The organism is Vibrio sp. 10N.286.51.B11, from assembly GCF_041469245.1.
GTDB classification, from domain to species: Bacteria; Pseudomonadota; Gammaproteobacteria; order Enterobacterales; family Vibrionaceae; genus Vibrio; species Vibrio crassostreae_C.
Window position 1 is genome coordinate 37,262 of the sequence record NZ_JBFRKI010000035.1, and the last position, 14,276, is coordinate 51,537.

4 protein-coding genes and 3 pseudogenes are annotated in these 14,276 nt (G+C 42.7%); 3 read left to right on the forward strand and 4 right to left on the reverse strand.

The annotated features are described in order from the left end of the window. The first annotated feature begins 337 nt into the window (after window positions 1–337). From tssH to AB4154_RS17300, 3 genes and pseudogenes are all read left to right on the forward strand, one after another. Entirely contained in the window at window positions 338–3,031 is a 2,694-nt protein-coding gene (gene tssH, locus AB4154_RS17290; protein WP_372123685.1) for a type VI secretion system ATPase TssH, read from the forward strand. After that, a pseudogene (locus tag AB4154_RS17295) lies at window positions 3,018–4,398 on the forward strand (sigma 54-interacting transcriptional regulator); the annotation flags it as partial. The gene tssH and the pseudogene AB4154_RS17295, both read left to right, overlap by 14 nt. A gap of 83 nt (window positions 4,399–4,481) precedes the next feature. Next, window positions 4,482–4,646, forward strand: a pseudogene (locus AB4154_RS17300) (helix-turn-helix domain-containing protein); the annotation flags it as partial. A gap of 90 nt (window positions 4,647–4,736) precedes the next feature. Here the strand turns inward: AB4154_RS17300 and AB4154_RS17305 are convergent. The 4 genes and pseudogenes from AB4154_RS17305 to AB4154_RS17320 all read right to left on the reverse strand — a co-directional run. Then, entirely contained in the window at window positions 4,737–9,497 is a 4,761-nt protein-coding gene (locus tag AB4154_RS17305) for an OmpA family protein (protein ID WP_372123688.1), read from the reverse strand. Continuing rightward, the gene (locus tag AB4154_RS17310) at window positions 9,491–10,798 is read right to left on the reverse strand and encodes a TolB family protein (protein WP_372123691.1); all 1,308 of its coding nucleotides are present in this window, start codon (window positions 10,796–10,798) and stop codon (window positions 9,491–9,493) included. The genes AB4154_RS17305 and AB4154_RS17310 overlap by 7 nt, the downstream gene beginning before the upstream one ends. Window positions 10,799–10,863: 65 nt before the next feature. Beyond that, window positions 10,864–12,561 carry a hypothetical protein gene (locus AB4154_RS17315; RefSeq protein ID WP_372123693.1) on the reverse strand — a complete coding sequence of 566 codons (1,698 nt, stop codon included), beginning with the start codon at window positions 12,559–12,561 and terminating at the stop codon, window positions 10,864–10,866. A gap of 1,052 nt (window positions 12,562–13,613) precedes the next feature. Continuing rightward, a pseudogene (locus tag AB4154_RS17320) lies at window positions 13,614–14,276 on the reverse strand (hypothetical protein); the annotation flags it as partial.

Below are 14,276 nucleotides of genomic sequence, written 5' to 3' on the forward strand. Positions count from 1 at the left end.
TTACAATAAATTATCCGTTATAAATATTATATTTAACAACAATTTGTTGTTTAGAAAAACGATTTATTGAACGTGGATACTAATAAATTGAATTTAAAAACAAAGGCAAAATAACTATCTCGAAGATTAGAAATAAAGTCAAAAAAACTAGCAATTAAATCATAACGCCTAGACTATTTATTATTTTGAACGGGATTTTGAATATTAGTCAGATAAAAAGCCAAAACAAACAATAAAAGTAACCAATAAACAATAGTAAATTCATCACCGAATAAAAAACCAGTTATCAATTTTAGTATAATTGCTGCATCCCATATACATAACTAATAGAACTAAAATGATAAATATAAACCTTTCCTCTTTAATACAACGTCTGCACCCTATTGTAAAAGTCGCTTTAGAGGACGCCGCTGCATTAGCCGTATCGGAAAAAGCCAATGAAGTGCAAATTGAACACTATCTATTAAGCTTATTAGAAAGGCCAAATAGTGATTTTGATATCTTATTAAGTCATTTCGATTGCTCAGAGACCATTTTAAGGCAATCCATTCGTTCGACTTTAGATACCAACACAACAGGCAACGGCAGCAAGCCCGTTTTTTCTTCGCTTTTAATCGAATGGCTTCAAGAAAGTTGGTTGGTCTCATCTTTAGATCTATCCGAAACTCAGATTCGCTCTGGCGCCCTACTTCTTACACTCGTGAGTAACCCACTACGCTATGGTCAGCACGGCTACGCTTCAATCTTAGACGGTGTAAACCCAGATACCTTAAAGCGTAACTTTTCTGAACTCACAACAAACTCTCTAGAATCTTTAGCGACGACATCAGAAAAAACCGACACACGTGAAGATGGTTCGGCATTAAGTAAATTCACCACCGACTTTACCGGCAAAGCAAGAAAGGGCGAGATCGACCCAGTATTCTGCCGTGATCAGGAAATCCGACAAATAATCGACATATTGGCGCGACGCAGAAAAAATAACCCAATCGCCGTAGGTGAGCCGGGAGTTGGTAAAACAGCGGTGGTAGAGGGTCTTGCATTAAAAATTACCGAAGGAGATGTTCCAGACTGCCTCAAAGGTGTTGAACTATACGGCCTAGACATGGGCTTACTTCAAGCAGGAGCGAGTGTAAAAGGTGAGTTTGAAAAACGCCTTAACGCAGTACTAGATGAAGTGAAGAATTCACCGACTCCAATCATTTTATTTATAGATGAAGCTCACACGCTAGTTGGTGGAGGCAATCAAGCTGGAGGCAGTGATGCTGCCAACCTACTTAAACCCGCTCTAGCACGTGGTGAAGTAAAAACAATTGCTGCCACCACATGGTCTGAATACAAGAAATATTTCGAAAAAGATCCAGCTCTGGCGCGCCGTTTCCAACTAGTAAAACTCGATGAGCCATCAGCTAGTCAAGCCGCATTGATCATCCGAGGCTTAAGACCAGCCTATGAAAAATCACATAACGTGTACGTACGTGACGACGCAATCACTGCCGCAGCAAACTTAGCTGATCGCTACATCACTGGACGCCAACTGCCAGATAAAGCAATCGACGTGTTAGATACGGCTTGTGCTCGCGTCAATATTAGCCTTAATGCAACACCGGCACCTGTCGAAACATTGCATCAAGAAATTGCGGCTGCGAACCGCGAACTCGAAGCTCTTGAGCGTGACCAACTGCAGCAAACCGGTGACAAACACAGCGCCGCTTTAATTCCTGATCTAAAAGAGAAGATTGAAAAGGCCACCGAAGAACAAGCTACCCTTCAAGTTCAATGGAAGAAAGAACAATCTCTTATTCAAGAAATCATTGAACTGCGTAGCCATCTTTATAGCCTTACTACTCCTTCGACTGAAGAAGACAGCGCTCCTATAGCTGACAATACGGTTCAAGATGATGACGCACTAACAAGTGACAAACCAAATTGTCATGAATATTCTGAAGAGCAGACTCGCGAAGCTATTCAATCTTGTAACGAACGTTTAGATAACGTGCGCGGTACCAATCCACTCGTTCACTATGAAGTGGGTCCCGACGAAATTAGTCATGTAATTTCTGATTGGACAGGCATCCCTATGGGTAAGATGCTTCAAGATGAGTCGCAAGCAACCTTAAACTTGAAACAAAACCTAATCCAAAACATTAAAGGCCAAGAATTTGCCATTGATGCGCTTGCTGAAGGTATTCAAACCGCAAAAGCGGGATTAGGTAACCCAGATGCACCAACGGGTGTTTTCTTATTGGTTGGCCCAAGTGGTGTAGGTAAAACAGAAACCGCTCGCGCTATCGCTGATCAGATGTTTGGTGGTGAACGCTTCATGACAACCATCAACATGTCTGAGTTCCAAGAGAAACACACGGTTTCTCGTCTTATTGGTTCTCCTCCTGGCTATGTTGGTTTTGGTGAAGGCGGTATGCTGACCGAAGCAGTTCGTCAGCGCCCTTACTCTGTTGTTCTTTTAGATGAAGTTGAAAAAGCAGATCCAGAAGTACTCAACCTGTTCTACCAAGTGTTCGACAAAGGCACGCTAAATGATGGCGAAGGTCGTACCATCGACTTCAAAAATACACTCATCATCATGACAAGTAACCTTGCGACTCATGAGATTGAGTCTTTGGTTCACCAAGCGAAAGACATTGATGCCAATATCGTCGCTGAAGCCATTCGCCCAACGTTGAATCAACACTTCAAGCCAGCCTTGTTGGCTCGTATGTCCGTGTTGCCATTCCTTCCACTTTCAGACGCAGCAATGACTGATATCATCCATCATAAACTGAAGAAAGTGTCTGAGCGCCTGCAAAGCCACCACAAACTGGCACTTTGCTATGGTGATAACTTAGTGGAATTCGTATTAGGCAACTGCCGCCTTGCAGAGACGGGAGCTCGAAATATTGATGCCGTTATTAACCGTCAACTATTGCCGCAGCTTTCGACTCAACTACTGGTGAATGACAAGGATGATTCACATACTCAAATTGACGTTTCTGTGGACGAGCAAGGAACTCTAACCTATGCGTTCAGCTAACCATAGTGAGCTTAGTAACGCCCTACTTGCGATCAGCCAATCTCTGGCTGATCGCAGCCAGTTAGCTCAAACTTTGGATGCCGTTCTCACAGCAGCAAGGCAAATGACTTTCGCGAAACATGGCATCATTTACGTGCTTGACCAAACCGGTCAAGCCTTGATTCCGAGCACTGCACACCACCATGAAAAAGTCATTGCCTCACATCCTTGGGAACCACTGCAGTTAGACACAGTAAGTGAAGCCGACCCATTCAACTTCGCCGTACGTAACGGCGAAGTTGTCTTGATCAATGAGCTATACACTTATAATGGTTATGACTGCGAAGGCATCTATCAAACCGAGCAAACGTTAGGTCTAAAAAGCAACAACTTACTTGCTTGGCCATTGATTGATGATGAAGGCAAAACCATTGGATTATTGGTTTTGCTCGATTTAAGCGTTATCGATAACGAAACCGCACTTACCGAGTTTTGCCGAATGGCGGCAAGTAATATTCGCCATGCCATTTGGTTAGAGCAATATGGACAAGTGATTAAGAGTTTAAGCGCCGATAACCAAGCATTGGTCCGTGAAAATACTCAGCTAAAAAAGCGGACAAAGAAAACCTATCAAGGTCCGATCGCTGAAAGTGAAGAGATGGTCAATGTATTGAGCCGACTTGATAAGGTGCTCTCTCTGCCTGTCGACGTCTTACTAAGAGGCGAGACAGGTGCGGGTAAAGAAGTCATTGCAAAATACATTCACGAAAACTCGAATCGTTCAGATCAAGCATTAATCGTTCAGAACTGCGCCGCAATTCCTGAACAACTTCTGGAATCCGAACTTTTCGGACACAGAAAAGGGGCATTTACCGGTGCAGACAAGGACAAAGTTGGCTTATTTGAAGCAGCAAACGGTGGCACCCTGTTCCTAGATGAAATTGGCGATATGCCAATGCTACTTCAAGCTAAACTACTGCGTGTGCTGCAAGAACGTAAAGTTCGTCCTGTTGGTGCCAGCAAAGAAATTGAAGTGGATGTCAGAGTCATTGCAGCGACACACTGTAATTTAATGCAGCAGATTAAAGACGGTGGCTTTAGGGCCGATTTATTCTATCGCTTGAATGTTTTCCCTATCACTTTACCACCACTGAGATCCAGACAAGCGGACATTATCCCACTCGCCGAGCACTTTGTGCAGCACACCACGACGATGTTAGGGTTGCCTCAATCACCAGGATTGAGTGCTAATGTGAGAAACCAACTGCTCGCTTACCCTTACCCGGGTAACGTGCGTGAGCTTAAAAACATCATCGAACGCTCGGTTCTGCTTTCCGATTTCGAAACCATTACTCAGATTGAGTTTGGTGAACAGATCCCTGAAGAGGTAGAACACCATCAAGTCGTTGCTCCAGTTACATCGGCAATACAGCCCACGTTTGAACCTGAACCTCTAGGAGATGACGATGTCGCAGTTGGCCTAAAAGAGGTCGTCAGCCAATACGAACGTACCGTAATTATTGACTGCTTAAACTCTTGTAATTGGCACACGAAACGAGCGGCAGAGCAACTGTCGCTTCCATTAAGTACGCTCAATCACAAGATGAAGAAATACGATATTTCTGCGGCGGGCTGAGCCAAAAAGAAAGCAATTACAGCAGAGTGTTTCAGTCAGTCCGATAGAAAATAAAAAACCGCCCGTAGGCGGTTTTTTTGTATCCTCGTACTAATTCTCTACCCAGCTATCAATCATATCGATCCTCGCTTCGAGCAAGTTATCAAAGTAGTCGTTGTAGCTCATCCACTTCTGAAGGTTGATGTGGGGTTTAAATTTAATTTCCTTAGAATGATCAGCATACTCAAGGTCTGTTTTGAGCTTATTAAGCTGTTTAGCAGCCTCAACTTCGTCTTCTTTGTACTTAAGTTTGATCCAGTTACTTGGAATTCTAGTCACACCACTATCGACCATGTGCATTCCATCACCTTTCTCTAAATCTAGCCCTGCTCCAAACGGAGCATTGACTTGTATACCAAAGTTTATGCCTTTCCTTGAACTGCTTGGTGCAATCATCGGCCTTAAGCCATTTACTTTGTGACCAAATAGATTGATATAAGAAAGCTCTTCCACACTGGCAAACAAAGTGGTTTCTTCCTCCCTTCCACCGCTCCATGTCGATAGTGCCATATGTTCTAAACTTTCTGAATTCATCTTAACCAGATGTTCTTGAAGCTCATATAACGACTTAGGCATTTTTTCGATTTTAGGTCTTTCAAAGATAAAAGAGTCACCCACCTTTTTCACTGTTCCGAGTCGTGCGACTGCTTTAAAATCTGTCACTGGACATAGGTTTGAGCCAGGCCATAAGTTTGGATCATAAGAAAATTGAACGTGAATTGGGATTAGGTTTTTGTCAAAACCTTGCTCTTCTAAATTATCAGGATCACACGGCTTTGAGCGAATCAGAAGAGTTGCCGTCGTTTCTTTATTCCAGTCAAACGCAGTAACTTTACCACTCATGCGCTTATCAGCTTTTAGGAGAGGGTCATCCCCACCTTTCTTAGCAGAGGCGTATTTTAAGCCACTTTGCCCTAAGTAAAGGCTCACTTTTGCCCCATCAAAAACCTGTGGATATCGTACTTTCTTACCCTCAGGTGGCGTTAAAAATGTCTTCTCATAGAAGAGACCATCGCCAAAAATAGCGCCGCTAAAATTGATAAAGTCTTTTGTTAACTCATACTGACGAGATGGAGACAACGTCACGTTAAATCGGTCGATAGTTCTCTCTTTGCTATCTGCCGAACCAAACGAGCGCAGCACATTGACACGCTTGTCTGTCTTGCTTTGACCTGGCACTTTTAGCTCAAAAAAGTAGCTCAGGAATTTGAAACCACCCGAGACGGTCGAGCTAGCAGCTGTATCAAAGAGACTCTTCAATGCAACATCATCGTAGCTAGCAACTGGTCGAATACCAAATACACGTGTAGTACCAAAGAAATAACTTGGCTGAATAATGACGCCAAGTTTCTTCGCATTATTGTCATCGCCAAAAATCACTTTTCTCTCTTGTTCAGAAAAGTTCACAGGTGTTAACTCTGATACATATTCTATGTGAGTAGAGGCAACGCTATCACTCCACTTCCAGCTCCCTTCATTTGAACTATGTGAGATGACATCAAGACAAATCGGCAACTGACCAATAACGTTGCTGTTATCTTCGCTCCCAACCCCATCTTTTACCAGCGCTACGACCTTAATATTGTCATAGGGTGTCAGCATTGCACCGTTATCTCGATAATATTGCTCAAACGGCACCCAATCATCATATTTTGGAACTGAATCATTACTTTTATAAGGACGACGAACAAAGACTTCGACTCTCTCGAAGATACTGTCATCTAATCCTGTTGGTGGTTTATCCCCTAGTAATGCTTCGAAATGGCTGTCGTCTTGACTTGCTCTGTAATGAATTGGGAAGTAATGGTTATATCGCTGAGCTTTCTCAGTCACCAAGTCGGTCAAATCATCGGATGAATAATGTCGGTAAACATTAACACCTTGAGCGTATATTTTGGCAACCGAAGCGCTACCAATTTGGTTGTATGTTTGACTGTAGCCATTTTTCTCCATCCAAACTTCATCTAAGTGTTCAGCACCCAGCAGTGAGATATCAACACTCCAATCATCATTGAGGATGAACTCATCAATATAGCCCAGCACATCGAGGTCACTGAACTGATTGATTTTAGGACCACTCAGCACATCAGCGTCACTTAATATCCCGCCACCGCTAAAAGCAGGATTCACATTGACAGCGTGAAAGCTCTTAATCAAGCGAATCAAACCATTCAACGCAATCATTCGCTTCATATACGATTTTAAGTACACTCGTGTCGCATTGGGGATATCTGGCTGTGCTAAAAATTGGTTAAACGCCATAAGATCTTGATGACGGATGGAATCAACCTGCTTAACGCATTTTTGATATTCAGTGTTTGGTTTTAAGAGGTCCATAATGGCAGTAGCAAGCTTTACACCTTCTACGCCAGCGGCAATAACTTTTGCTGGCGGGAAGGCCATGGCCGCACCACCAATTAATGCATTCAAACCGGATTGGATGAACTCCAGCATCGCCTGATCTTCGTTCATGTCTTTGGCAATTTTTATCTTTGCCGCCTTTTCAACATTCATAAGGCCTGCACGACACGGTGGATATTCCACAGAGCGGCTAAACGCGAGATAGATTTCAACCCGACGGTTTTTCACTCGCTCTTCAATTGTACGGTTGGTATTACCAGGTAACGAAACTGCATACCCTTTTGCAACAATTTTGAACATAGGAGACCAAATGCTTCGAGCGTCCGGAGACATCGCATCAAGAATTGCCTCTTTGACAGAAACAGCACGCTTTTCCGATAGAGCCAAGTTGTAGGCTTCTGACCCCATATTACAGGTATGGCCTGTTATGACAATTTCGAAAGGGTTACTGATTAACGCCTGTAACTGGTCAGCGATTCTTTTGTGCACACTACCTTTTTCAGTGACTTGGTAAGAATCGAACTCAAAAAATGTCATGTTCAACCGAAGTAACACGTCTTCTACACGCTGGTCTAGTGAAACGCTGCCTTCTTCTACAAACAAATCTGGCATTTCATTTCTAAGGATATCGACAGCATTTCTATACTTCTCTTCTGTTCCCTGAAAAGCTTGTGCTTTATCTGCCTGTACAGAAGCGGTTGTTGCCATGTATTCCTGTATTTTAGATAGTAAATCTCCGTGTGCCGAGCCTTGAGCGGCTTGGCTTCCGTTCCAATTGGCATAGGTATTGACGGCATCGTAACCCAGCTCAGCAATAGTTAGCGGTTTATCTAACATGTCTAACGCTTTCGTTCCGATCCGCCCTGCGCCAGTAAGGTATGGCAAAATGGAAGCGCTCCATAACGGAGAGACTCTATCCATCTGCGCATGAAACTTCTGACTAAACCACACTATTTGCGCATTAATGCGGCCATTCATAAAGTGAGCAGATTGGGTTACTTCGTTCGGATAGTGATCATTTAGGTCCGCCATAGCTTTGATGAAAGCTCTAGACGCTTGTGTAGCACCCAAAGTTTTACTTACGGTAAGTGCTAGCTTAGCAAGTTCAGCATCTCCAGTGTTAATGCTTGATACTGAAGAAGCTGCAAATTTACTTAACGTCCCCCAACTGATGCCATCTTTTAACACACCGGAAGTTGACTCCAAACTGCCTTTTACCGTTTGAAACGTCGCCCACGTTGAGTTTGGTAAACTGGTTTTGGTCTCCTTACGTTCAATCAGTTTTTCCGGACTGTCGTAAGGGAATGCTTCTAAATCGGCGTTCAAATGAGGGAAGAATTGCGGGGCATGATTAATTAAGGCTTCTTCAACGGAGATAGGATCGCCATTCACAACAGCAGTGCGACCAGCGGTTGTGTGAATATCCAGAGCAAGAGTATTTTCTTTTAGACTGTAACTTTTTGGTATACCTTTAGCGTCAAGAATAGTTGCGAACTGTTTTGTATCGTCTTCATCGATTTTCTTCGAGAAATCTATATTGATTCGAAGTGACGTATTTTGGCTACTCAGCGATAAAACACTTTCCGAGTTTAGCCAAAACGTTGCGACATACATAGACTCGTCTTGGCTAACCTGACCATCTGTAGAGTACTTGTACAAGATCTCTTTAACCGTTGATGTGGGTAAAACACCATGACCCTCTGTCTCAGATCCTTGGATATTAATGCCTTTTGGTAAATCGGCTAATGCCACTTCAGCGCCAATATAATCCTTTGAAGAAAAAACAACCTGGATAGTATAAAACTGCGGAACTTCAACTACATGTATCTGTTTAGAGTAGCTCTTGTTGTACCACTTTGCGTAGTTGTTAAAGAAATCACTGCTTTTGTCAACTTGCTCCGAGGGCGGAGCCAGGCAATCTTGCTCGACACTTACACGCTTGACGCTTAGATCGGTCACACAGGCAGGTTGCCCTTTATCATCTTTTATCTCCTTAAGATCTTTGTAAGACAACAAGTTGTACAGTTTCGTTAACCAAGGTTCCTGGTTTTTACTCGCTTGGGCTGCATTCGCCATCTGGCTTAATGGCACCAAATAACTTGGGAAAAACAGCACATCTTGCACGGCGCCCTTGTTAATCGCAGCTTCCACACTACCCTTTGCCACAGGAGCCCTCAGTAATTCAGCGCCTATCTGATCAGCATTGAATTCTCGAGTCGCTAAAATATTAAGTTTGCCCAACTCATCACTAACCGCGATTGGATTTTTACTACTGGTAGATACCTGTTTGTTAGTAGTACTGTGGTCTGCAACAAACTCCTGTTTGACTTCCAAGCTAGGAATGACCAATGTTTCATGGGCTAATGGGAAAAGGCGGCCAACGGGTTTGCCATCCCTGTCATGCAATCTCCCCATTAGATAAAGGCCCGGAATATCGTAACGTTTTACCATTTCTTCACCCCCATATATTCCCTTACTTGATCCATATCTTTAAACAGCGCTTTCATATCGTAAAACTGAGCACAGCTCTTGAAACCAGCCCGACTTCGAGCACAGTGTCGACGTAACTTTTCTGTAACGTCTGGTAAGAGTTCTTCAAATTGCTCTTTGGTAGGGATAGGAGGCATAAAAGGACGCAAATCCATACTTTCAAAGTCTGCATACATATATGAAGGGATAAAGAAGCTTAAGCGATGGAGTCGGTCATAGTCGAACTCACCATCCCCCGTTTTTAATGCATAGTAATAGCCCAAGCCATCAAACATTCCCGCTTCTCTGGGCTGTTTCAGACGAACAATTTTATTGCCATTTGCTCTCGCATACCACTTACCTCGCTGAAAAACATACCTTTCTGGCACTTGTTCAATTTTTTTCTGAGGGTCTTCAAGCGAGTATAAGTTGTAGGGTTTGCGTTGATTACAGGCTAGATACTTCTGCAGCGCTCCCTTCGTAAAATGGGTCAAACATTCAGGAGCTAAATACTCTTTTTTACCAAGTAAAGACATATCTGAAAAACGGAACACTAATTGCTGATCAGGGCCTCGGTTTCCGGCATCATCGATTTTTCTTACCTTATAGATAAATCGGTCATTAACTTGATCAATAAAGAAAGCATAGCCATCACGTAATGGGTTGAAGGTTTCTTTATCAATGCGGATCATAGATTGAAATACATCACTTCGATTGCGGCTTTCGAGTTCAAGGCGCTGTGGGTTACGACTATCAGAGTCAGTAAAATAAAACTCTTTACTATCTTGAGTAAAGGTTGCCGACGTACACAATTCCGCATTGACGATGGTTTCTTTTTTCTTTAAATCATAAACCGCACAATTTACCCCTGCCCCGTAATAGCGAAACGCTAGATATCTCCCATCAGGAGAACGCTGGATATCATTACCCCCAGCTGGTAATTCACCAAATTCGTCGCGATGAAGTAACAACCTGACATTCGTGCCATCAAAGTTCATAGTGTAGATGGTAGAGTCTGGTCCATAATTAAACATCACTTGAGGTTGAGTGTGCTTTGCATTCCACTCTTCTCTGGGTACACCTTCAAGGGTTTCTATTTCGATTTGCCATCCCCGAATTTTTGAAATCGTGTCCCTTTGATTGCTATACGATGTAGATTGTACTAATCCGCGAAGGTTTGAGATGTAATTTTTTTCCATTGAAGGCTTGCTTTGCCAATGTATCACACCAGCCCCAGCCAATAAGGCAGCAATAATGGTGCTGCCTATTATAATTTTTTTCATAATTCGTTCATTCTCTTCATGATTTGATAAACCGAGGTCTAAAGCACATTCCCCGTGTTATCACTTTAATTGGCATTGATAAGCTCTAGCATCATGTCTAATGTTTTCTTTTGACGCTCTCTTTCTTCATTAACTTCATCAGGCACTCGCTGTTCTTCGTGCTTAGAAATCATCGATAATTCTGGTGGTTCTGTGACGATCTCTTGGTATGTCAGCCCTTCAAACATCATTACCGCACTGTCTTGCCCCCCAAGGTGCGAAAGCACAAGTGTAAACTTTCCTTTGGGAGGCATACCTGTCACTAAGGCACTGATATAACCATCCTTACTGGTTAACTCAAAGGGCTCGGTCACTCGCCAGTCACTTTCAGAATCTTCCATAATGGCAACTAAGCCGTCATACGAAGCCAACGAGTAAGGGTCTAGCTGTTCTACCAATGGGCCGTCTGCCAAGCTAACTTCCAAACGGACAAGAAAACCACTGTTTTTTCCATCTACATAAGCAATCACGGTGTTACTCTGATCATAGTTACGTACTATGGCTTGCTGGTCGCTCAGCCATGGCATATCGTCTTCGGTAACTTTGTGGATAGCGGCACTGTCTACATCGGAGGTGAATTGTTGTGCACTGAATGACTGTGCGTCACTGTAACTGCTTAATTCATCTAATGGTGTGCTGGATTTCTCTAGCAAAGCAGCATCCGATTCTAATGCTTCAATTTGAGGAAAGCGCTTTTGCTTTGGTGAGAAAATGATCTTGAGTCCATTTTCTCCCTGTTGGACTTCACCCGATATTTTGTAAGGTGCCCAGAAATGCGCCATGGCAAAACCGCTTGCGCTTCTTTGTATTACCTGAGGTGTGTCTTTTTTCTTTTCTTCTTGCTCTAACGTACGGTAATACTCGACGTCAACATCTTGGTAGTAACCTTTCTCGTTTATCGCCATCTCTCGCCAAAGCTTCCCTTTCCAAAACACATAAAGGAAACCACCACGCAGTTCAGAAGCTTTTGCTTTGTCGTTGCTGCCATCTAAGTAAGCCAAAGGTCTCACCGGCACCAACACGTTATCCCACTCATCCATCTGAGTTTCTTTGTCAACGGGTTGCAGGTCTTCGGCGAGTTTAAGCAAGATTGGCTGAGGCTGGTCGGAACAAGGGATTTTGATATAAAGCGTTTTGCCTTCAGCATCCAGATCTTTAAACGTGGCAAGGCTGCGGTGTTTGTTTTCAGTATCGGCCTTGCCCACGGTGATTTTTTCTTTTTGAGCGTCGGTTTTACCTAACATCAAGCAGGCCGCATTGCTAGACCACTGTCCTGCAAACTCAACGACGATTTTATGTTCTGGAGAAGGTTCAACTGGCGAAAAGCTGTAATGACGTGCCAAAGGTACATCATCGACAACTTGCTGATAGTTGGCTTTGTGAACACGCTCTCCAGTGCCCTTACTTACCCTGTCGACATGTAACTTCAGCCGAGGGAAGCTTGCTAGTTGCTTACTCGTTAGTGGACTACGTCTCACATTGGATGAAAGACAAACCCAGTTCGCTTTTACAAGTTCTACTCGAATAGCATTGAGCAGGCTGTGGACATTTTTTTTAGCCGACGCAGTAATCTGCTGAACCAGAGTGCTTGGTAACTGAGCCAAGATGTTTTTAGGGGTGCGCGCACGCGAAAATAGCCCGATACACTCATCCGGTGTTAAGACATATTGAAGGTCGTTCGTACTGAGAGACGAACTAGATATAAATTTGCAAACTAAGTGCATTTGGATTCTCCACAACCTACAGGTATATATAGTTGCGGTGATAACTAAGCTGATAAGGCTTAAAAAACGATTTGGTTAAATAAATTCTACGCGTAATGCTTATAAATTTCAATAGATTAGAAGGAGTATCGTCAAAAACCATAACACTAGCAATAAAGCTAATTAAACAGGATAAATAGTCATTTCGTCTGACCAACTAAAAAGGCAAATCAATTTGAACGGATGTCACATAACAATCATTTCATTGCGTACTTAAGTAAATACTAACTAGACCAAACACACATATCTGGTGGAAGCATTTCATCGATTTAGAAGGTTATATTGAGCATTTTCTCATCTGTAAAAAAGAAAAAAAGTGGGAATAAATTCCCACATAAACTTAGCCAATATAAATAGAATTTATTTTGGAACACTAAATTGGCTAAAAAGGGCGGTACTAAAGTACCAAAATGCAGAACACCACATCAAATAACGATGTGATATAAACACTATATATATTATGCATTTAATATCAAGATGGCACTTTTATAGAGATAACACCAAAAACTACTATGCAAAATATCTATACAATTGCCATTCTGATTACATCACCAGTTATATTAGTTATCTGACTAAAAATATGACTAAATAATGAAATAGGAAAAACAAAATAATTTTCATTTCAATGACTCAGCATCACTAAACTAATCAATATTAGTCACTGCTGTACAAAAAAATCGACTTGAGGAGAATAGAAATGATTAAGTCCACTGTGCATATTCAAATTTCTACAACCTGTAGTACGTTTAACAGATTGATAGGAAGCATACCTCAACATGCTCAGTTCTATGCTCGATTTATACCATGCAAGGAAACATAGACTATTCCAGTCTATTATTCATTAGGAAAATTTAATCAATAAAAAACTAAAGCAGAATCAGCCTAGGTGTTATAAATATTTACCTTTATGGCGAATTCACCACATTTTCTCTCTTATTCAGATTAGATGCGGGCTTTAACATAGAGCACTTTAATTCGAGTAAAAAGAAAGCGAGCTTAATGCTCGCTTTCTTTTAGGCTGCTTTCTGGGAGGGTAACTCCGCGGAATCACTTTCCCAATAGTTTGGAACAACAAGCGCTGTAGTACTAGAGTAATTGAATGTTGTACTCACCTCATCAGCGGGCGCAGATAATGAGTTGGTGCCATTTGCATAAACGGTTATATCTCCGTCTTTCAAAGTAGACAAATCAAGATCAACGGTCCATGTACCATCGGCTAGCACTGTTGCACTGCCTAAAACCTTCAAGCTATCGGTATCAATAGCTTTGAGTGCTATTGAGTCCCACTCCTCAAAACGAGTAGTTGTTCCATTGATAGTTACTTTTGTTAGGCCTGTGACATCGTTTATCGTTTCAAAAGCGATAGTAGGGGTTATCGCTAGCGCGTTGTCCAACGTGTATTCAACACCTGTATTACCCGCCGCATCCTCAAAGCCTTGCAGCGTTAACGCCACACTCTTCACCGAATCCGCAACCGACGCTACTTCTGCTGTACCCACCCATTGGGTTTGAGTACCCGATTGTGCTGTCCAGTTGATCGCCGCTGTACCCAGCGTCGAACCCGTTGGCGTTGTGACGCCTTTGTCGAATGTAGCGGTAATTGTCACGCTCTCACCCGCCGCTGCGTGCGTCGGGTTAATCGACGTTTGGCTGTCGTCCACCGTTGGCTTAGTTTG